19 protein-coding genes and 4 tRNA genes are annotated in these 19,870 nt (G+C 49.8%); 21 read left to right on the top strand and 2 right to left on the bottom strand.

Annotated features, from left to right (window positions below; translation table 11 throughout):
- Positions 1–23: 23 nt before the first annotated feature.
- From GMST_RS21290 to GMST_RS21215, 16 genes are all read left to right on the top strand, one after another.
- Positions 24–1,091: a sensor domain-containing diguanylate cyclase gene (locus tag GMST_RS21290; RefSeq protein ID WP_183356726.1), complete on the top strand. Its 1,068-nt coding sequence runs from the start codon at positions 24–26 to the stop codon at positions 1,089–1,091.
- Positions 1,088–2,233 (top strand): right-handed parallel beta-helix repeat-containing protein, encoded by a 1,146-nt coding sequence (locus GMST_RS21285; protein WP_183356725.1) that lies wholly within the window; start codon positions 1,088–1,090, stop codon positions 2,231–2,233. Before GMST_RS21290 ends, GMST_RS21285 begins: the two co-directional genes overlap by 4 nt.
- Positions 2,234–2,400: 167 nt before the next feature.
- Positions 2,401–3,117 (top strand): ribonuclease PH, encoded by a 717-nt coding sequence (rph, locus tag GMST_RS21280; RefSeq protein ID WP_183356754.1) that lies wholly within the window; start codon positions 2,401–2,403, stop codon positions 3,115–3,117.
- Complete coding sequence (locus GMST_RS21275; protein WP_183356724.1) at positions 3,114–3,719, top strand: XTP/dITP diphosphatase; 606 nt, start codon at positions 3,114–3,116, stop codon at positions 3,717–3,719. Before rph ends, GMST_RS21275 begins: the two co-directional genes overlap by 4 nt.
- A 208-nt stretch (positions 3,720–3,927) precedes the next feature.
- Positions 3,928–4,005, top strand: a tRNA-Pro gene (locus tag GMST_RS21270).
- 12 nt (positions 4,006–4,017) lie between these two features.
- A tRNA-Arg gene (locus GMST_RS21265) sits at positions 4,018–4,094 on the top strand.
- Between the two features lie 12 nt (positions 4,095–4,106).
- Positions 4,107–4,182 (top strand) — tRNA-His (locus GMST_RS21260).
- A 45-nt stretch (positions 4,183–4,227) separates the two neighbouring features.
- A tRNA-Leu gene (locus tag GMST_RS21255) sits at positions 4,228–4,312 on the top strand.
- A gap of 108 nt (positions 4,313–4,420) precedes the next feature.
- Positions 4,421–5,869 (top strand): site-specific integrase, encoded by a 1,449-nt coding sequence (locus GMST_RS21250; protein WP_183356723.1) that lies wholly within the window; start codon positions 4,421–4,423, stop codon positions 5,867–5,869.
- A 904-nt stretch (positions 5,870–6,773) separates the two neighbouring features.
- Complete coding sequence (locus GMST_RS21245) at positions 6,774–7,247, top strand: hypothetical protein (RefSeq protein ID WP_183356722.1); 474 nt, start codon at positions 6,774–6,776, stop codon at positions 7,245–7,247.
- 174 nt (positions 7,248–7,421) lie between these two features.
- Entirely contained in the window at positions 7,422–7,778 is a 357-nt protein-coding gene (locus GMST_RS21240) for a hypothetical protein (RefSeq protein WP_183356721.1), read from the top strand.
- A gap of 243 nt (positions 7,779–8,021) precedes the next feature.
- The gene (locus GMST_RS21235) at positions 8,022–8,276 is read left to right on the top strand and encodes a helix-turn-helix transcriptional regulator (protein ID WP_183356720.1); all 255 of its coding nucleotides are present in this window, start codon (positions 8,022–8,024) and stop codon (positions 8,274–8,276) included.
- A 99-nt stretch (positions 8,277–8,375) separates the two neighbouring features.
- Positions 8,376–10,421: a bifunctional DNA primase/polymerase gene (locus tag GMST_RS21230; RefSeq protein ID WP_183356719.1), complete on the top strand. Its 2,046-nt coding sequence runs from the start codon at positions 8,376–8,378 to the stop codon at positions 10,419–10,421.
- 541 nt (positions 10,422–10,962) lie between these two features.
- Positions 10,963–11,583 (top strand): plasmid pRiA4b ORF-3 family protein, encoded by a 621-nt coding sequence (locus GMST_RS21225; RefSeq protein ID WP_183356718.1) that lies wholly within the window; start codon positions 10,963–10,965, stop codon positions 11,581–11,583.
- Positions 11,584–11,756: 173 nt separating this feature from the next.
- Entirely contained in the window at positions 11,757–12,029 is a 273-nt protein-coding gene (locus GMST_RS21220; RefSeq protein WP_183356717.1) for a hypothetical protein, read from the top strand.
- 99 nt (positions 12,030–12,128) lie between these two features.
- On the top strand, positions 12,129–14,030 hold the full coding sequence (locus GMST_RS21215; RefSeq protein WP_183356716.1) for a hybrid sensor histidine kinase/response regulator: 1,902 nt from the start codon (positions 12,129–12,131) through the stop codon (positions 14,028–14,030).
- Between the two features lie 91 nt (positions 14,031–14,121).
- On the opposite strand, the gene GMST_RS21210 is transcribed toward GMST_RS21215, so the two are convergent.
- Positions 14,122–14,904, bottom strand: a complete 783-nt coding sequence (locus tag GMST_RS21210) for a ParB/RepB/Spo0J family partition protein (RefSeq protein WP_183356715.1) — start codon at positions 14,902–14,904, stop codon at positions 14,122–14,124.
- Between the two features lie 375 nt (positions 14,905–15,279).
- Here GMST_RS21210 and GMST_RS21205 point away from each other — a divergent pair, with 375 nt between their 5' ends.
- The 5 genes from GMST_RS21205 to GMST_RS21185 are packed head-to-tail and all read left to right on the top strand — an operon-like array spanning position 15,280 to position 19,015.
- Positions 15,280–16,530, top strand: coding sequence for a DNA cytosine methyltransferase (locus GMST_RS21205; RefSeq protein ID WP_246399992.1), 1,251 nt, complete (start codon positions 15,280–15,282; stop codon positions 16,528–16,530).
- Complete coding sequence (locus tag GMST_RS21200; RefSeq protein ID WP_246399990.1) at positions 16,491–16,871, top strand: very short patch repair endonuclease; 381 nt, start codon at positions 16,491–16,493, stop codon at positions 16,869–16,871. The genes GMST_RS21205 and GMST_RS21200 overlap by 40 nt, the downstream gene beginning before the upstream one ends.
- Positions 16,868–17,740 carry an NgoMIV family type II restriction endonuclease gene (locus GMST_RS21195; protein ID WP_183356712.1) on the top strand — a complete coding sequence of 291 codons (873 nt, stop codon included), beginning with the start codon at positions 16,868–16,870 and terminating at the stop codon, positions 17,738–17,740. Before GMST_RS21200 ends, GMST_RS21195 begins: the two co-directional genes overlap by 4 nt.
- 36 nt (positions 17,741–17,776) lie before the next feature.
- Positions 17,777–18,610, top strand: a complete 834-nt coding sequence (locus GMST_RS21190; protein ID WP_183356711.1) for a dCTP deaminase domain-containing protein — start codon at positions 17,777–17,779, stop codon at positions 18,608–18,610.
- A 12-nt stretch (positions 18,611–18,622) separates the two neighbouring features.
- Positions 18,623–19,015: a cytidine deaminase family protein gene (locus GMST_RS21185; RefSeq protein ID WP_183356710.1), complete on the top strand. Its 393-nt coding sequence runs from the start codon at positions 18,623–18,625 to the stop codon at positions 19,013–19,015.
- Between the two features lie 200 nt (positions 19,016–19,215).
- On the opposite strand, the gene GMST_RS21180 is transcribed toward GMST_RS21185, so the two are convergent.
- Complete coding sequence (locus GMST_RS21180; protein WP_183356709.1) at positions 19,216–19,560, bottom strand: helix-turn-helix domain-containing protein; 345 nt, start codon at positions 19,558–19,560, stop codon at positions 19,216–19,218.
- Positions 19,561–19,870 lie beyond the last annotated feature (310 nt).

Raw genomic sequence — 19,870 nt, 5'->3', positions numbered from 1 at the left:
CTTAACCGGAACCGGAGTGGCCGATGGCCGAGTGTGATGACAGCAAAACCGCAGAGCTTGAATCGCAGGTAAAGGCACTCAAGGACCTGATCGAGGTCGCCAAAGCGGTCGTCTCCACGCTGGATCTGGACACCGTGCTGCAGGCGATCCTCACCAGCGCCATGGGGCTCGCCAGCACCCCGGCCGGCAGCGTCGCCCTCTACAACGAGGAGCGCCAGGAGCTGAGCCTGCACGCACACGCCGGTCTCACCGCCGACTTCGTCAAGAAGGAGCGCTGGACCGTGGCGCCGGGGGGGCTCACCGACCGGGTGCTGAAGGCCGGCGAGATCTCCTTCATCGAGGACACCGCGAAGGCCAGCTTCTTCAAGAACCCCATCGCCATCAACGAAGGGATCCGCTCGCTCATCTGCGTGCCGCTCGTGTTCCAGAGCCGGATCATGGGGATACTCTACCTGGACGACTTCGAGCCGCGCCAGTTCGACCGGGACAGGCTGAACCTCCTCTCCATCCTGGCCTCGTTTGCGGCGATGGCGATCCACAACGCCACGCTGCACAAGCGCACCAAGCTGATGGCGATCACCGACTCCCTGACCGGGCTGCACAACCACCGCTACTTCAAGCAGTTCTTCAAGCAGGAGATGGGGCGCGCCAAGCGCTACCACAAGCCGTTCTCCATCATCATGATGGACGTGGACGACTTCAAGAGCTTCAACGACAGTTTCGGCCACGCGGTGGGCGACGAGCTCCTGACGGTCCTCGGCACGGTGATCCTGGAGACCATCCGGGGGGTGGACGTCGCCTTTCGCTACGGCGGCGAGGAGTTCATCGTGCTGCTCCCCGAGACCCGCCTTGATAAGGCGATCCTGGCCGCCGAGCGGCTGCGCGCCGCGGTGCAGACCGGCACCGTCAACAAGCTCGCAGGCTCCGGCGGGCGCGGGGTCACCGTGAGCATCGGCGTGGCGAGCTACCCGGAGAACGCTGACAAGATGGACGAACTCTTCAACATCGTGGACTCGCTCTTGTACCAGGCCAAGCGCTGCGGCAAGAACAAGGTGTACCACCAGGAAAGCCTGCACATCCCCTCTCTATGACTAGAATATTCCCTATTGCCACCCTGGGGCTGCTTGCTGCAGCTCACCTTTTCGCCGCGTCCTCCTTCGGGGCCGGACTCCCCGCCGGCGCGTCCCCGGCCGCCTCGCTCCCTGCCGCGGCCGTCGAGCCGGCCCCGCGCGCCGAACTTCCTTTCCGGCCGCAGATCGTCTACGGCAGCCGTGTCTTGAACGAGGACACCACCTGGCGCGGCGAGGTGCTGGTCGACGGGGTGCTGGTGATCGCCCCCCAGGCGACGCTCACCGTGGAACCGGGCGCGGTGGTGCGCTTCAGGCGCAACGGCAGCCAGGGCGCCCAGCTCGTGGTGCAGGGGCGGCTCATCGTTTCCGGCACCCGCGAGATGCCGGTCCTCTTCGGCAGTGCGCTTGCCGACCCCCAGCCCGTCGACTGGCAGGGGATCCTCCTTCTGGGGAGCGAGAAGAAGAACGTCCTGGAGAACTGCCGCATCGAAGGTGCCGAAACCGGTCTCGAGGCGCTCTACTCGACGGTGACACTTAAGGGGGTGAAGGCTGGGCGCTCCCACACCGGGTTCCGCTTCCAGGACGCCCTGGTCACCATGGAGGGGGGCGGGGCAGCCGACTGCGACGCGGGGGTGCGTCTTGCCGAGAGCGAGGCGACCCTGCGCGGCGTCGTCTTGAGCGGGAACCGCCAGGGGATCAACGCGCTGCACAGCTCGCTCTACCTCTCCGAGGCGAACCTCTCCGGCAACCGTTCCGCCGGTCTTGCCGCCGACGGCTGCCGCATCAAGTTCCAGGGGGGGCAGGTCTCCGGCAACGGCAGCGGCGTCACCCTTTTGGGGTGCGAGGGGAGTATCCTCGGCGCCAAACTCATGAAGAATCGCGAGTTCGGCCTGTCGCTTTCGACCTCGCGGGTCAAGGTTGTCGGAAACCAGATCTTCGGTAACGGCAACAACGGGGTCATCGTGACCGACGGTGCTGCCGCCGCCTGGGACAACGCGATCTACGACAACGCCGGCTACGACCTCTACCACAGCGGCCTGGACGAATTCCGCGCGCCCGCCAACTGGTGGGGGGGCGGCCAGCCCAAGATCTTCGATAACAACGGGCGCGGCCGGGTGCTCTTCTCCCCGGTTTTGGGCGCCAAGCCGCAGTCGATGCGCTAGCTCCCGGGGACCCGGGCCCCCTGCCGTGCGTTCCCGGCTACTCCAGTTTAGCGAAGCTCACCTCAAGGTATTTCTCCAATCTCGGCGGCCGCCTCTTCGCGTCCGCCCTATATCAAGCACCGAAGGCTCCAAAGGGGCCTGCACAGGAAAGGGAAGGTTTTCTTATGATGCGCAGAGACGGCCGCGCGGCCAACGCCTTACGGCCGGTAAAAATCACCAGGAACTATCTGAAGCACGCCGAAGGGTCGGTGCTGGTCGAATTCGGGGACACCAAGGTCATCTGCAACGCCACGGTCGAGACCAGGGTCCCCTCGTTTCTCAAGGGGAAGGGGACCGGCTGGGTCACCGCCGAATACTGCATGCTGCCGCGTGCCACCCATACCAGGAACCAGCGCGAGTCGGCCAAGGGAAAGCTCTCCGGCCGCACCCACGAGATCCAGCGCCTGATCGGCCGCTCGCTGCGCGCCGTGGTTGACCTGGAGCTTTTGGGTGAGCGCTCCATCCTCATCGACTGCGATGTGATCCAGGCCGACGGCGGCACCCGCACCGCCTCGATAACCGGCGCCTACGTGGCCCTGGCCGATGCGCTGAAGACCCTGATGGAGAGCGGCGAGCTCGCCGCGAACCCGCTGCGCGAGGCGGTGGCGGCCGTGAGCGTCGGCATCGTCGAGGGGACTCCGTTTCTCGACCTCGACTACCCGGAAGACTCCAGCGCCGAGGTCGACATGAACTTCGTGATGACCTCCTCGATGCGCTTTGTCGAGGTGCAGGGGACCGCGGAGGCCGAGCCGTTCACGCTGGAGCAGATGGACGCCATGCGCAGCCACGCCATCGAGGGGCTGGCCCGGCTCTTCGAGATCCAGCGGGAGGCTCTCCAGGCATGAAACGGCTCGTGGTGGCATCCGGCAACAAGGGGAAGCTCCGCGAGTTTGCCGAGCTTTTAAAGGGTGTGGTGGAGACCGTCCTTTCCCCCGCCGACTTCCCCGGTTTTCCGGACGTGGTCGAGGACGGGGCGACCTTTGCAGAAAACGCCTTGAAAAAGGCGCGCTCCGCCGCCCAATTCACCGGGCTGCCGGTCCTCGCCGACGACTCGGGCCTGAGCGTCGAGTACCTCGACGGTCGTCCCGGGGTCTACTCGGCGCGTTTTGCCGGAGAGGGGGCGGGGGACGCGGCAAACAACGCGCTTTTGCTGAAGGAGCTCGCCGGCGTCCCCGCTGAAAAGCGCGGCGCCGCCTTCCACTGCGTGATCGCCCTGTGTCTTCCCGACGGGACCCGCCAGACCTTCGACGGCTCGCTCCCCGGGGCGATCCTGGAGGCGCCGCGCGGCAGCGGAGGTTTCGGCTACGACCCGTTGTTCCTGGTCCCCGAGTACGGGCAGACCTTCTCCGAGCTGCCCCTGGAGATCAAGAACCGGATCAGCCACCGCGGCCGGGCCATGCAGCTCCTCAAGGCGGCACTCGCCGAGGCCGGCGAGGCATCCCGCTAGGGGTAGCCGCCGCTTGGTGCTGGCTCGGAGGCGGACAGCGGTAAGCTCTATGCGGGAGGGTTTCTCCTGCCGGCTGCCGGCGCCGGGCGCGCCTTTCCCTCCGCGGCCACGAGATCGGTTCGTGCCCCCACTTGGGAGACTTTAATCGTCGAGTGGACGAAAAAGCTTGCGCCGCGATATCCCCTGTGTTATAAGGTTGTTTCTTGAACGGGGTGTAGCGCAGCCTGGCTAGCGCACCTGCCTTGGGAGCAGGGGGCCGGAGGTTCGAATCCTCTCACCCCGACCACTCAAGCGCTCTGCGCCTGTAGCTCAGTTGGATAGAGCAACGGCCTTCTAAGCCGTAGGTCAGAGGTTCGAACCCTCTCAGGCGTGCCAAAACTGAATATGGTGGCTATGGTGAAGCGGTTAACACAAACGACTGTGACTCGTTCATACGTGGGTTCGAATCCCACTAGCCACCCCAAATAAAAGAACCCCGTGCAAGCGGGGTTTTCTGTTTGTACCGCAAGCGAGAGTGGCGGAATTGGCAGACGCACCAGACTTAGGATCTGGCACCGCAAGGTATAGGGGTTCAAGTCCCCTCTCTCGCACCAACCATTGTAATAAGGCTGCTATCTAGTTAAGATTGCAGCCTTTTTTACGTCTACGTACATGCCAATTCCTATATATGTCCCAAAACTTTGCCACACTGGGGACATAACATGGCACATTCCTTACACTTATACCAAATCAAAGACACTTACTACTTCCGATGCAGAATACCTGCTGACCTCAAGCTCTGGTTCGCTGGCAGGGATGATATCAAGCGCACCTTGAAGACCAAGAGCTTAACCCAGGCGAAGAAGCTGCTTAAGGTATGGAGCTATAAAGCCGAGCGCCTGTTCACCCTGATACGATCAGGAGCGCTAACACCTGTTCAGGCACATAGGTTGGTCCAGGAGTTCAAGTGCAACGACCTGAAGCTAACTGATAACATGGAGCATCTATCCCTGCCAGAGGCAGGTGGTACTGTTATCTGCCTGGGTGGTGAAAGCAACCCAGTTAGGGCGGTGCAGGTAGATCTGCTATCAGATGTCGTGGAGAAATACATAGCGGAATACAAGGCTACCCAGAAAGCTGGCGCTCCGTCCATATACGAGCTGGAAACCAAGTGCAGGCAGTTCGTTAGGCTAGTTGGAGATATGGATATTAAGCGAATCACCAGGGACACGGTGCTGGGTTACCTTGACGTCTTGCGGAAGCTACCCAAGAACATGGCGAAGACCAAGAAGTACGCTGGCAAGAGTATTGAGGATGTCGTTCGCATGAAGCCGAAAGATATCATGAGCGATACAACCCTGAATAACTACATGGTCAGGATCAACAGCTTTTTTACATGGGCGGTCAGGGTAGGTTATGTAGACAGGAACCCTGCTGATGGCGTTAAGCATGGTAAGACCAAGCTTGTAAGACCCGATGAGCTAAGAAAGGCATACGCTAAGAGTGATCTTGCTCAACTGGCGACCGCATATATCGGTATGAAGCCTGGCGAGAAGGCTAAGTTAGCTGATAGCCCAGATCGGTTCTGGTTGCCGATGATCGCTCTTTACTCAGGGATGCGGCTAAACGAGATATGCCAGCTAAATACCCACGATATCAAGCAGGACACAGAATCAGGGGTATGGTATTTCGATATAGATATCTCCGAAGGCGACGAGAAGATGATTAAGAGTGCTGCTGCTAGGAGGAAGGTGCCGGTGCACAAGGCGCTAGTAAGTCTAGGGTTGTTGGAGTACAGGAGTCGGATGGTCGATAGGCAAGCTCCAAGAATGTGGATGAACCTAAAGCTGACTGGCAGAGGTTACCACAAAAGTTTCGCCAACTGGTTTCTTGGCAACGGAACCGGTAAAGGTTTTCTGCGTAAGTACGTTACCACCGATGAGAAGTTGAACTTTCATTCTTTCAGGCATACCTTTATTGACACCCTGAAGCAGAAGCGCGCCGATGAACTGATCGTTGCTGAGATCGTTGGACATAGCAACAAAAGCATGACAACAGGCAGGTACGGTAAGCCTTTCGGGTTAGTGGATAAACTGGCGATCATGCATATGGTGGAGTATGGCTTGGAGCTAGAGACTCTTCAGGAATTGGCAGGCGTGACCATAGGGTAGGGTTAGGGTAGGGCTGTAATAGAAAATGCTTGTAGTGCGTGTTGTCGTTCGTTTAAGCACTGGTTTCCTGCGTGGCAGGGGTAAGGCGGGCTATGCACTCGGGACTACTGTGTAGGGTTGGGTAGCCCTCTTACCAAATGACGCTGCCAGGATTGAACGTGTGGCTTCAACATGGGTGCTCTACGGATACTGGGTAGGTGTGCCAACATGGCTTCAGCGGTTAGGTCGATGATCTTAGGTAGCATCGTAATAGCTGGTTGCGAAGAAACCCGTTCCGCTTTTCAATCGTTATCTATAAGGCAGATAACGATTTCAAACCGGGCCTAGAAACCCGTCATAGCAAAGAGATATGTAGCCCCTTTTTCCGCATATTTCGACAAACTCACGTTATCAATCCCGTTGCAAATCAATAACTTCCTGTGTTTCAACACTTTAAAACGGATGGACAATCCGTTTGAGGTGCAAAACTGCCATGTTTGTTAGGCCGTTATGGCTGTTGTGGAACATGTGTCGCTAGTGCTATCGGTATCCCTACCCACTTAGAGAGTGTATCAACGTTATAACGGTGTTAGCGCCCCATCAAGGGTTGGAGAGGCGTATGGACTTGAATTTCCACAAGGCGATACCCGCTACCTGTCCATCTAAATGGGGCTGGTCTGGAAGCTTCGATCTTTGCAAGATACGTATAGCCCGATATTGTGCAAGCGGATCTTAGTTGTTGGTTGGTTATGATGCCTAATCTGGAGTCGGGCAAGAGGTGTGATCTGATAAAAAGCCTTTTGTATTATCACCTTATGTGCGGAGATGAAATGTTTTACATGGCTATGGAAAATAATGCTTGACCCGATGGCGGTATGTCGGTATATATGGTGTCCATGGCGCACGGAAAACTGAGGAGGAACTGATGCCCAAGAAAACGTTCTACCTGTCTGAAGATGATCTCGCCATCTACGAGAAGGCGAAAGGGATTGCCGGTGACTCCGTGTCATCGGTGATCATGCAGGGGCTGAAAGACTACGTGGTTAAATGGGAGATGTCAGAGTTCGACTACAACACAGTTCAGCTATTCGAGGGTTCGGAGGTACACCCTGACGACGTTCGCCAAGGGCAGTACTTCAAGTTCGTCGGTAAGCTGCTGGCGGAAGACTACCGGGAGGAGTTGGGGGTACTCACGATAAACTATCAGCTTTACGCGACCCGAAAAGGGAAGTACCTCTTGTACACCGCGCTTGATGATGAGCAGAAAGGTGTCAAGACCTACTCGAAGGTCATCAAGGATGATGTCGCAGGTCTTAGGGAGCTTAACCTGCCACCTGAGCTGCTTGCAAAGGCAGACAAGAACATGCCGGATCTCTTCGTTGAGGTTCTTGATATATAGGCTTGAAGGATAACGCTGATCGGAGGCAGCAACAAGAAAGCCCCACCACCTGCGCCAACAGGTGATAGGGCTAGGTCAATGAGGCTTGGGACCCGAACATTAACCTTAGCCATTATGGAGAATATGTCCCCGTAATGCAATAAGAAAGACCGGCCTAAAGGAGGGCCGAAGGGAATGGACAACTCACAAAGATTACGTGATGCACTCGCACTTGCTCTTGCAGACGACGACTTCATGGGTAACAGCACAAAGGTCAGGAAAGCTGTAGAGGCTTTGACACCGAAGTCCACTGTCACTGCAACCTTTAAACGTCTTCAGGGGAATGCCTTGGGCGACTACGCCTTGAAGAAAGAAAATGGTGTAGCTGGTTACAACAACGAAACCAAAGCCCAAAAGGTTAAGGAGTACGTGCACGACAGGTTCAAGTCCTACATGGTTGACCCCAGAACCTCAGTTGAAGCAACTAAGCTGTTCAATGCAGCATACCCTGAGCCTGTCCCTCAATCGGACGGCCAGGGGCACGCCGCGTAGGCCGGCTGACCCCGCCAAATCACTCCATAAGATAGCCTGAAGAAGGCACCGGAAGCCCTCAAGGTCGAAAGATCATGGGGGCTTTCGTGTTTGTTGGTTCATCATGGCAACGGCTTAGTTCGGTAACTTTCTATGGACTTCTCTACAATTCGACCTAGCCGTTATTATCAAATATGGAGCTGGTAATCGCCAGCCGCTGCTCTCGGATGGGAGCAAGAATCAAATATGGTACGGGAGATAATTATGGAAAATCTTGAGGCCCTTAAAGATGACAGCCTGTTTTTGGCAAGACTGCTTACGCAAGAAGAAGTCGCTAATATGCTGCATATATCGCCAAAAACATTGGAATGCTGGAGGTGGAAAAATATTGGACCAAGGTATGTAAAAGTTGGTCGACTTGCTCGATATAGAGAGGCTGATATTCTGGCCTTTATTTTAAGTCTGGTTGAGGGGGGTGGTTCGCTCGATACTATCAATTGTCAACGGGGTAATTGCTAATACAAACAGGTAGGAAAAAAGATAAGAAAGGAGTGCCTATGGCCAAAAAACAAAAAGCTCCGGCTAGGGAGCTAATCATTTTAAGCAGAGGTAATTGTAATGGAAAATGTAAACATGAGAGAGGAAGCACTTAAATATGCAGAACAGGGGATAGCTGTATTTCCCCTAAGACCTAATGCTAAGACGCCGATCACCTCCAACGGGTTCAAGGATGCCACCGTGGATGTAGGTGTTATTAACGAGTGGTGGACAAAGTTCCCAATGGCAAATATAGGGATACCAACGGGAGAGATCAGTGGTTATTTAGTTCTTGATGTCGATGACAAAAACGGGGTGTCTGGTAGTGAGTCTTTAAGGGAACTGGAAGAACAATTTGGCGAGGCACCACAGACGCGAGTACACAGAACACCCTCAGGTGGAAGACACCTTATCTATAAACACCCCAGGTGTCATGTGCCGATCAGTCAAGGTGTTGTTGGTCCAGGTCTGGATATCCGGTGTGATGGAGGATACGTGGTAGCGCCACCGTCTATAATCGATAGTTGCAGGTACGAGGTCGTTGATACGACTGCTGAGGTCGCAGAAGCTCCAGGCTGGTTGGTTCGTAAAGCCCTTAAGCACGATAACACTAATGCCAACTGTGGGGAGCCTATTAGTGTAGGGGGGCGAAATGATCATCTCTTTAAGCTAGCTCTTCAGTGCAACAGGCAAAGTGTCTCCTATCAGGAGGCAGAAGCTGTTGTCATGGAAGCTAACAACAGATGTGTGCCGCCCCTCCCACAACAAGAGGTGCATAAAACGATTCATAGTGCATACAGATATGACGTGGGTGCCATCCCCAAAGAGATCGAAGACTTGAATAAAGCCCATGCGGCGATCAAGATGAGTGGCAATTGTTACGTGCTTGAAGAGATAACCTGTCCAACTTTCAATCGGCCAGACTTTGAATTGTTAAGTGTCAAAGGGTTCAAAGACTTTTACTGCAATCGTTATGTCGAGATCGACGGCAAGAAACAGAAGCTTGGCGAAGCATGGTTCAGTCACCCTAACCGTAGGCAGTATCAGGGACTAACCTTCAATCCAAGGACTACGCCAGAGGGCTATTACAACATCTGGAGAGGGTTTGCTGTGGAGCCAAAGGAAGGAGATTGCAGCCTGTACCTGAAGCACATTGAAGAGAACATTGCCAACGGTGACAAAGCGGTTTACGACTACCTGATAGCATGGATGGCCCAGGTGGTACAAAGACCAGACGAACTAATAGGTGTTGCTGTCGTAATGCGTGGATCAATGGGAACAGGAAAGGGTGTCTTCGTGAATGAGTTCGGGAAGCTGTTCGGCCAGCACTACATGCTCTTGAACGATAGCAGTCAGCTTGTAGGGAAGTTTAACGGTCACATGAAAGAGAAGTGTCTGTTGTTTGCGGATGAAGCGTTTTGGGCTGGCGATAAGGCGGCTGAGGGTAAGCTGAAGTCGATGATCACCGAGCCGACTATTAATATAGAAATGAAGGGCAAGGATGCCTTTACCATAAAGAACAACCTACACATGATATTCGCTACCAACAATGATTGGGCAGCTCCAGCAGGGCCACGTGAACGAAGGTTCTTCATTATAGATGTTGGAGAAAAGCACCAACAGGATCATACCTATTTTGAGGCGATTAGTAGGCAGATGGACAACGGAGGCAGGGAAGCACTATTGCATTACCTGATGACATATGATATCTCAGCCATGAACCTAAGACTGTATCCACAGACAGCAGCCTTAAGAGAAGCGAAGCAATTAAGCTTCACGCCAGTTCAGAAGTTTTGGCATCATGTGTTAGAGGCAGGATGTTTGCACTATTCAATTGAAGGTTGGGGCAGTGGAGTCATTCAGACCGAGTTATTGTATCAATCATATCAGAAGTTTGTCCAAGACATGGGCATTAAGCACAAGGCTACAGATGTTGAGTTGGGGATGCAACTGAAGAACATGTTGCCCAAGGACGGCTTTAAGAAGGGAAGAGCATCCTTTGAGGTGAGTGGTGTGTATGGTAAAAAGACAATAAGGAAAAATGCATATATTTTCCCATCATTGGCGAAATGCAGAGAAGCATTCAACAAGTTTGTAAACACGGAAATGGAATGGCCGACGGAGTAATACTCATCATAACGTGAACCACCAAGGCACCCCCTCTAGAAATGGAAGGGGTGTTTTGTTGTCTGAAGCAAGATCATATGTCATAGCTGTCCCACCCTCAGAATCAAGGTATGCCAGCGCAAACCCGCATGAATACAGGCTCTGTCATAGGTGTCATACCTGTCATACCCTATATTAGTGAAAATAAAACATATATAATCCTTCACATATGTCCTATGCTTCCATATATTAGCGAATAGGAAAAAAGGGGTGACACCTATGCCAGCTATGCCAAACCCGCATGAATACTGGGATTGTAGCTGACATACCTTTGATCCTAGCTATGCCACATGAGCTGAGGGTAGGCCCACTTTGATCGGGGGCAGCTTGAAAAACTAGCATCACCTACCCTGTATAAGTAAGTTCTCCAGTTCCCCTGCCCCCTAAAAAACATTGGTCAGAGAGGGAATTAGGAGCTTATAGATGTAAAAACTTTCCCTTAGGCATGGTTCATGTTATAAGGCAAAGGCAGTCGTCAATTTCATTTCTGAGGATAATTGACATGCCGCCTGTCAAACAAATCTACCAGTTCAAGATTACCCTCCAAGGTGTCAAGCCTCCTATCTGGCGCAGAATCCAAGTCCCATCGACATCCACTTTCTATGATCTCCACGTTGCCATTCAGGATGCAATGGGGTGGCATGACTATCACCTACACGAGTTCAGGATTCGAGCTAAGACTGGCGAGACTCTTGTGTTCGGCATACCCAGTGAGGATGATGATTTCCTGCTTGTAGACGAGCGGATGCTTGTTGGCTGGAGACACAAGATATCCAAGTACGAGGAGATCATCCCCTCTTCCTTTGTCTACGTCTATGACTTCGGAGATAATTGGACCCACAAGATCGACTTTGAGGAGATCAAGCCTGCTGAGCCTGGCGTAGCATACCCACGATGCATTAAAGGGAAACGTGCATGTCCACCTGAGGACAGTGGAGGAGCATGGAGATATCCTGACTTACTGGAAATCTTAGCTGATCCTCAACATCCAGAATATGTAGATACTGTTCAGTGGATTGAGGCGCAGAAGGGAGACATCTTTGATCCAGAGCACTTTGATCATGCCGAAGTTGAGTTTGATAACCCTAAGGACCGACTGAAGAGCTTACGGGATTCAATGTGATGTAACTGGTAGGGTAATTATCTCTACGCGGAACAGATGCAAGGGCGCTGATGGGTGGTCTGCTCACTTACAGGAGGATGCATATTCGGCAGGTTTGAAGAAGGTCTGTAGATTGTTTTCTTTGCTCGACTCTCGTTTGATTCATAGTGCACATGCGTTTGAGGAGTAAATGTATGAAATGTTTAAATATTAATACTCGAAGAATGCTTGTTGCTGATTCAATAATCAGGCGAACCTGGGCTGTAGCTACAGCAGCTGGGTTGGACGTTTCCTGGGTGGGGATTGACTATGGGTTGCCAATAGAAGAACGCGGACGTCATGTGCTCGGTTTGGTTGTGGGGGCAATTTCGGTTCAACTCGAATTTAAGGACTATCTCTTGTTTGATGTGGATGGTATGGGAATGATGAATTCAAAAATTGATTGCCTTGTAAGTAGATTGAAATGATGCTCTGAATTCTAGAACAAGTACGCACCTATTCTATCTGTTGGCAATAAAACCAATAAGGTTGGATTTTGCTGTTGTCCACTAATGCTGGGAGTCGATATGGAAAAGGTTCTGAAGGACTGGAGTGATCACCTAAACAAAGCAATTCTCCAGGACTTCCCGTTTGCTGTATGGATAAAAGACAAAGAAGGCCGATATTTGGCAGCTAATAAGCGCATGGCAGAATATCTTGGGATAAATAGCCCAGAAGAATTATTAGGTAAGACTGTGCATGATTTTTTGCCAAGCGAAGTTGCCAATGTGATTTCCCATGAGATCGATGCTGTATTAACGTTTGGTTCGCCAGTCCATAGTGAGAAAAAATACCCTGTTAAGGGTGGTAATAGATGGTTTGATGTGTACCAATCACCACTGACTAATGGTAGCGAGGTATTGGGCGTTATTGGATACGCTTGGGATATTACTGAGCGAAAGCTAGCGGAACATTCTCTTGCTGAAAGTGAGGACCGCTACAGGCGGGTAGTAGAGGTTTCTCCAGAAGCAATATTCATTCATTGCGACGGCTTGTTTGTTTACTTGAATCAAGCTGCCGCTAGGATGCTTGGGGCGAGTAAACCAGAAGACCTTTATGGTAGGAGAGCACTCGATTTCGTTAGGTCAGATATGCAAGACGTTGTAGCTAAACGAATTGAAAATGCTTGGTCGCACAATGACAATCCACTGATTGAAGAAGAATTAGTCCGGTTAGATGGCTCCATTGTATATGTAGAAATGGTTTCAGTGTATTTGAGTTACAACGGCAAAGATTCTGTCTTGGCAATTGCACGCGATGTTTCGGAACGGAAACAAATGCAAGATGCCCTTGTAAAAACCCAAAAGCTTGAATCCCTTGGAGTGCTCGCTGGTGGGATTGCTCATGATTTCAATAATGTGTTGATGGCGATAATAGGAAATGCTGACTTAGCATTGCATAAGCTAAACCCTGAGTCACCTGTCATCGACAACCTGCGCAGGATAGAACAAGCAGCTCTAAAAGCTGCGGATTTGGCAAAGCAAATGCTTGCTTATTCAGGAAAAGGTAAGTTTGTTATAGAAAAGCTCAACCTAAATAGGTTGCTTGAAGATATGGCGCACATGCTTGAAGTCTCAATTTCCAAAAAGGCAGTTCTTCGTATGCACCTGTATTCTGGCTTACCTAGCGTCGATGGGGATGCAACTCAACTGCGTCAAGTAATAATGAATTTAATACTCAATGCATCTGAAGCTATTGGGAATAAGAGTGGCGTTATCACAATTACTACTGGTTGCATGGATTGTGATTCTAACTATCTAAAGGATGTCTGGTTGATCGAGAATATTAAGGAAGGATTGTATGTATACTTGGAGGTAGCTGACACTGGCCATGGAATGGATCACAAGACGTTAGAAAAGATATTTGAACCCTTCTTTACTACGAAGTTTACAGGTCGTGGTCTAGGTTTGGCCGCTGCCATTGGAATTATTCGTGGACACAAAGGGGCTATCAAAGTTTACAGTGAGTTGGACAAAGGGACTACATTTAAAATTCTTCTTCCAGCATCTAACAAACCAGCCGAGGTCTTTAATCATGTGTCAGAGAATGATGGCTGGAGAGGAAGCGGCACCGTTTTGCTTGTAGATGATGAAGAGACTGTTCGTGGCGTTGGGAAGGAGATGTTGCAGGAACTGGGCTTCTCCGTGCTTACTGCTAGTGATGGCAGGGAGGCTGTTGACATATTCAAAGCCACCCCCAATATAACTGTGGTCTTGTTAGATTTGATAATGCCGCATTTGGATGGAGAACAGTGCTTTAGGAAGCTTCGTCAGATTGACAAAGATGTTAAGGTTATATTGTCTAGTGGGTATAACGAGCACGAAGTCAATCAGAAGTTCTTAGGGAAGAAGCTTGCTGGCTTTATTCAAAAGCCATACAAATTGTCGACCTTGAGAGATGTGCTTAAAAATGTGTTTCGAGAGAAGTAATGGCATTGAGTGCAAGTAGGCCCTACTGTACCCACCTAGTAGGGCTTCTCTTGTATCTGCTCACCTAAGAGTATCGGTACGCCGATACAGCCTAACCCTCTATACTGCTTAGCTTATTTTGAATCTCCTGCATTAATTCTTGTAGCTTGGAAACCACTACATCCCTATCATCACCAAGGGCTTGAAGGTCTATGCTCTTGATACACTTGAGGGTGTTATCGGTAGAGGTAATAGCCTTCTTAGTGATAGTAAGCCTAGGTCTCTTGATCTCCTTCCTCGGCATACCAAGGGAGGCTATAAGAGCATCATAAGCCTTCTTCTGAGACGTAGCCCTATTGATCCTAGCAACCATCAACAAAGCTCCTCGGCTTAGTTCCTTCCTGCATCTAGCATCCTCTCTAATCTCGTCTGATAGCTTCATCAGGGCCAAGATGTCGGAGACTGTATTCTGTGCTTTCCCTACTAAGTTACCAAGCTGCTCCTGGCTATGACCATACTTGACCTTGAGGTTGTTGACAGCCTCAGCCTCATCTATGGGTGATAGCTCTACTCGCTGGATGTTGTCGATCAAGGCGATCTCATCGTAACGGTCGCTATCAACCCTCATAGCGGAGATGGTCTCTTTGCCTAAGTCCCTACACGCTTTAAGCCTTCTCTCTCCAGATACAAGGATAAGGTTGTCGTTCTCGTCTACTCGGAAGAGGACGGGATAGAGCAGACCCTTGTCAGCAATCGACTTCTTGAGGGCTTCATGCTCGTCCTGGTCGAAGTGCTTGCGAGGCTGGTGAACGTCCCGGTGTAGCAGGTCAAGGCTAATATCGTGTATCTTACCTTTCTTGTAGGCTTTAGTTGTTTCTTTGGTCTCGGCTGTCATCGTGCATCCTCCGTTGGGAATGAAATGACATGCAATATACTTGTTTTGCTATTTATTTCAAGGTCTAGTTGGCTGGCTTAGGCTGATAAAGACGGCTTGCAGGTCAAATATGGAAGCTGGACATTCGCTGTCCACTACGTATGTCTGGAACCCGTGCGAAGCTGCTTTTAACTCTAGGAAGAAACCTTCTAATATTAATCTACAGGCATTGGACCCTTGTAGGCTATCCGCTATCCCGGCTAGGTTCTAGGGGGGGCAGGGTCTTGTTGATTTAAGGGCCTTGATGTGGTATTGGTGGACGGATAACTGCCAAGCTAGAAGGCCCTATTTTCCGGGTCTTAAATGTAAATGCCTGCTAAGGGACAAGACGATAAAATGCGAGTCACTGAAGAAGAAATCTACCGAAAACGGATATCTGGAGTACTTAAAGAGTACAAGTTCGGTCCCAAAGTTATTGATCTGTTTGCTGGCGCTGGAGGCATGTCTCTAGGGTTCTCTCCTTTCTTGGGGCATAACTTTGAAGTGGTCTGGGCTAATGATTTTAATGAGTATGCAGCAAATACCTATAACATGAACTTCGGTAAGCACTGTAATGTAGGCGACATCGTTGATATATTAGAGGACCCAAAAACAAAAGTACCTAAAGCTGATCTTGTAATCGGGGGGCCTCCGTGCCAAGGATTTAGCCTGCTAAATAAGTTCAAGGATGGAGACCCACGAAAGCAACTGTGGCGACCGTTTATGGAAGTAGTCAAGCGGTCTGGCGCAAGTGTATTTGTAATGGAGAATGTACCTGAGCTGCTAAGTTCATTCGAGTGCGGTGAGATCTATGGTGTCGCTCAATCAATGGGGTTCAAGTTAGCGAGTGCCAAGCTGTGTGCTGCCGATTATGGAGTTGCACAGCTACGATGGCGTGCCTTTATCGTCGGTTGTAAGTTTGCAGACCCATCGGAAGTATTCCCTCCGAAAAGAACCCATATTGCTCCAGAAAATGGTGTGCGACGCAGATTTTTAGAGAAGGATGTTCCCTATATTGACGATGCAAAACCATATAAGACCGTTAGGGATGCCATAGCCGACCTTCCGCAACCTAAGGGAACTGAGATCCGTAAGGAGAAGGCCCCTTTAGATCTGCACTTTGGTAGAATGCCTACAGCAAAAAGCTTGAAACGTTATATGGCTATACCTAAGGAAGGAATGAATCGTTTTGATTTACAAAGGCTGGCACCAGAACTAACCCCTGATTGCTGGATACGTAAAAAGACAGGAGGCACAGACCTTTTTGGAAGGTTATGGTGGGATAAGCCTTCTGTGACTATCAGGACAGAGTTCTACAAACCTGAGAAAGGAAGATACTTACACCCTGAGCAGCATAGGCCAATCACCCATAGAGAGGCGGCTAGGATACAATCGTTTCCTGATAAGTTTGTCTTTACTGGTAGCAAAGTTGAAATAGCAAGGCAAATCGGAAATGCAGTACCGTGTGAACTGGCTGCTCGCGTTGCAGATTCTGTATTCGCACTTCTTCTATCTAAAAGGGATATTGAGTGTCAGACATCTTCTCGAAAGAAAGACGTAGCACCATCATGTCTCGAATCAAGGGAAGCAACACAAAGCCGGAAATAGCTGTAAGGAAGCTTCTGCATTCAATGGGTTTCAGGTTTCGCCTTCACGACAAAACGCTACCTGGAAAACCTGATATTGTATTACGGAGGCATAAACGAATCATATTCGTTCATGGCTGTTTTTGGCATGGCCATGAAGTTTGTACAAGATCCAAAAGACCATCAACCAATAGTCAGTTTTGGGACGACAAGATATCCAAAAATGTTCTACGTGATCACCAGGTTGCGACATCATTGAAGCAGTTAGGTTGGCAGGTACTTGTAATCTGGCAATGCGAGATGCGTGACAAGTCAGGACTTGCCAGGAAGATAGATGGATTCATGAGGTCGGAGGAAAGATGACAGCTTCATTGCTTAAGGGCCTTCGTACAGAGTATCATCGTAAGATTTGTTGTGACATCTTTGGACATCGAGGCGGGACAGTCATATTTTCTAATGCAGACAACAGTAGCAAGGCAAGTGTTGATTTAGCCCGAGGTATGGCAGATAGAATATGCCAGCCAATATGTGGCAACCCGCCTTCAGGACAGCTAGCGGGGTCGCTGTTCACTCGTTATACAAAAGAGTTTTTAGATGAATCGTTCAAGCTAATACAACATATTAGACCTGGAGAATGGTCTTTCTCAACAAGTCAGTCGCGTATTGGTATAGCTTCTTTCCATCAGTATGAACACTTGGCCGAGTTGAAGAGTGTGCTTGACACCCACACAGAGCTAAAGGCAGCTCTTGGTGGTGACTACCTGATAACACCAGATATTATCGTTTCCAGGTCACCTGTTAATGATAATGATATCAATGGGCACGGTGGGCAGGTTGTTTCTGAAAATGAAAGCATAGCGACTCTCACTCCGCTAAGGTCCTCTAATTACGAGAAAAGCTGTGAAATACTACATGCGAGTATTTCATGTAAATGGACAATGAGAAGTGATCGGGCACAGAACACTCGCACTGAAGCATTGAATCTTGTGAGGAATCGCAAAGGTCGTACTCCCTGCATTCTAGCTGTTACCTTTGAGCCATTGCCTTCACGAATAGCTTCTATTGCATTGGGTACTGGAGATATAGACTGCACCTACCATGGAGCATTATATGAGTTGGTTGATGCTGCTAAGTCGAGTAGCCACAGTGATTCATATGAAATGCTTCAACTGCTAATACAAGGTCGTAGATTGCGTGATATTAGTGATATCCCTTTTGACCTTGCTATTTAGTTGCAACTTATTCTTGATGAATCTTTAGGGGGACGGATGAACGTACTGTCTAGGGATGAGCTTATTGCTTTATTTAACGCAAATGAGCTGATAATTGAAGATTCGGATGGATTTTTTGCGCAATGGGCAGGGCAGTGCTATGCATGGAATAGTCCATTTCAACAATGTTCAATAGACCTTCGTGTTGGGAAGATATATGTGCCAGAAACTCAACCTAATGAGTTGGGTGGTTCGTATAACCCTAAACTAGATGAGCATGTACTCGATACTGGCCATACTATCATGATAAGGACAAAAGAGAAAATAACATTGCCAGATGATATCGGTGGTATTTGCTTTTCTCCCTCACGCCTTGCATTAAAGGCAGTTCTGATAACTAATATGGGACATGTCGATCCCGGCTATTCTGGACATTTACATTTTACTGCAATTAATATGGGAAAAGAATCGTTCACTTTCAGAGGTAAAGACATAGTTTGCTCGATGATATTCTTCAAGCTCGGGAATAGGGTGGCACCATTTGGAAACGAGCATTTCACGACAGTAAACAACGGTAGTGTGCAAATACAGATTCCGACGGTGGTAGCCAACTATTTTCCTAAGCTTGCAAAGGATTTTGTAGATGTATCAAAACGTGCACAGGCGATTGCAAAGGCAGAAATCAATGACACTAAGCTTTGGCAGATAGGTGTGCCTGCTTTAGCCGCGGCTCTTGCTGTAATCGCGGGTGCAGTTCAGGTATATATCAATAAACCTTGGGAACGAGAAATATCACAGCTCAAGTCAAAGATAGAAACACTTGAAACAAAACAGAACTATGAGTCTAGAATTATCGAACTTGAAAAGAAAGTATTAAAACCTAAAAGATAGGAACTACTTAGTATGGAAATTTCTTCGATTGATTGGGGTATCTTGTCAAATCATGCGTGGGCTTCAAGAGAAAATGCATATGTTATTGGTAATACGACTGTCGGTGCAGCCTTGATTACGGCAGACGGTAGTATTTTTACAGGCTGTAATGTCGAGCATAGGTACAGGGTGCAAGATGTACATGCTGAGGTTAACGCAATAACTAATATGGTTAATAATGGTTACAAGTCATTTGTAGCCATAGTAGTTGCGGCTAATCGAAAAAGGTTTACTCCTTGTGGAAGTTGTTTAGATTGGATAATACAATTCGCTGGTCCTAAGTGCTACATCGGTTATCATACTAACAAAGATGCTGAGATTATTATACACACAGCTCACGAATTAATGCCATTCTATCCCGAGTAATAGCATTAATTTAATTATCATGATATCCCGTTGCGGAGTGTGATGTGGAATCCAGTCATCCCCTTAATGGATTTAAAACTTCTATAGCATCCGAGTCGCCAGATTGACTATTTGAACCCAAAGTTGTCATAACCGGAATCCCGGTGGGTCCAATAGAACCATGGTTTTAACTGCATCATGGCAGTATTTACAACACGGAGCTACCTTGCTCTCCTATTTGTATTGTCCACTAGCGTCAGAATGCACTCCCTCAGCTCACCGCTCTTAACCTTCCTGAATGCCTGTAGAAGACGATCCTCTTCAACAGTAAGCCTAGCGCCTTGGATAGGTGCTGCTGTGAAGAACTCTATCACCGACACCTTAAGGGCTTGAGCTATCAGCTGGAGCTTGGTCACGTTAAGGGTCGTCTGCCCATTCTCATACTTCTGAACCTGCTGGAATGTAACGCCTACCATCTCTGCAAGCTTCTCCTGGGATAACCCTGCTTTCTGCCTTAAAGCCTTAATCTTTAGACCAATATCCCTCGATGTAATGCCTGGTTCCATAGCAATGTCTCCTTATCGGGAGATTACAACTATGGGTAGGTGTTCACTACGCAATCAAATTAGAAAACATATGTCTTGAAAGTTCTAATATGAGGTGGTATAGGTCACGGGGGATATGGCTTACGCGGGTATGGATGTGTCAATATCTATTGAAATGGAGGGGCGCGTGGTTAAACATTTCGTAAGCTCCCCCAGAAGATAGACACTTGAAAAGTAGAGCTTTCTGGCATTATTTAACGCCAGGAGGTTTTACATGAAGAAGTCACGCTTCACTGAGACGCAGATCGTCTCGATTCTCAAGGAGGCCGAC

This window comes from Geomonas silvestris, assembly GCF_014193515.1.
GTDB classification, from domain to species: Bacteria; Desulfobacterota; Desulfuromonadia; order Geobacterales; family Geobacteraceae; genus Geomonas; species Geomonas silvestris.
The sequence above is the reverse complement of the archived record's forward strand: the minus strand, read 5'-3'. Positions and strand labels throughout refer to the sequence as shown.

Bases quoted from the DNA above. Each gene is read 5' to 3' on its own strand.
- GMST_RS21290 (WP_183356726.1), top strand. From the start codon at position 24: ATGGCCGAGTGTGATGACAGCAAAACCGCAGAGCTTGAATCGCAGGTA.
- GMST_RS21285 (WP_183356725.1), top strand. From the start codon at position 1,088: ATGACTAGAATATTCCCTATTGCCACCCTGGGGCTGCTTGCTGCAGCT.
- rph (WP_183356754.1), top strand. From the start codon at position 2,401: ATGCGCAGAGACGGCCGCGCGGCCAACGCCTTACGGCCGGTAAAAATC.
- GMST_RS21275 (WP_183356724.1), top strand. From the start codon at position 3,114: ATGAAACGGCTCGTGGTGGCATCCGGCAACAAGGGGAAGCTCCGCGAG.
- GMST_RS21250 (WP_183356723.1), top strand. From the start codon at position 4,421: ATGGCACATTCCTTACACTTATACCAAATCAAAGACACTTACTACTTC.
- GMST_RS21245 (WP_183356722.1), top strand. From the start codon at position 6,774: ATGCCCAAGAAAACGTTCTACCTGTCTGAAGATGATCTCGCCATCTAC.
- GMST_RS21240 (WP_183356721.1), top strand. From the start codon at position 7,422: ATGGACAACTCACAAAGATTACGTGATGCACTCGCACTTGCTCTTGCA.
- GMST_RS21235 (WP_183356720.1), top strand. From the start codon at position 8,022: ATGGAAAATCTTGAGGCCCTTAAAGATGACAGCCTGTTTTTGGCAAGA.
- GMST_RS21230 (WP_183356719.1), top strand. From the start codon at position 8,376: ATGGAAAATGTAAACATGAGAGAGGAAGCACTTAAATATGCAGAACAG.
- GMST_RS21225 (WP_183356718.1), top strand. From the start codon at position 10,963: ATGCCGCCTGTCAAACAAATCTACCAGTTCAAGATTACCCTCCAAGGT.
- GMST_RS21220 (WP_183356717.1), top strand. From the start codon at position 11,757: ATGAAATGTTTAAATATTAATACTCGAAGAATGCTTGTTGCTGATTCA.
- GMST_RS21215 (WP_183356716.1), top strand. From the start codon at position 12,129: ATGGAAAAGGTTCTGAAGGACTGGAGTGATCACCTAAACAAAGCAATT.
- GMST_RS21210 (WP_183356715.1), bottom strand. From the start codon at position 14,904: ATGACAGCCGAGACCAAAGAAACAACTAAAGCCTACAAGAAAGGTAAG.
- GMST_RS21205 (WP_246399992.1), top strand. From the start codon at position 15,280: ATGCGAGTCACTGAAGAAGAAATCTACCGAAAACGGATATCTGGAGTA.
- GMST_RS21200 (WP_246399990.1), top strand. From the start codon at position 16,491: ATGTCTCGAATCAAGGGAAGCAACACAAAGCCGGAAATAGCTGTAAGG.
- GMST_RS21195 (WP_183356712.1), top strand. From the start codon at position 16,868: ATGACAGCTTCATTGCTTAAGGGCCTTCGTACAGAGTATCATCGTAAG.
- GMST_RS21190 (WP_183356711.1), top strand. From the start codon at position 17,777: ATGAACGTACTGTCTAGGGATGAGCTTATTGCTTTATTTAACGCAAAT.
- GMST_RS21185 (WP_183356710.1), top strand. From the start codon at position 18,623: ATGGAAATTTCTTCGATTGATTGGGGTATCTTGTCAAATCATGCGTGG.
- GMST_RS21180 (WP_183356709.1), bottom strand. From the start codon at position 19,560: ATGGAACCAGGCATTACATCGAGGGATATTGGTCTAAAGATTAAGGCT.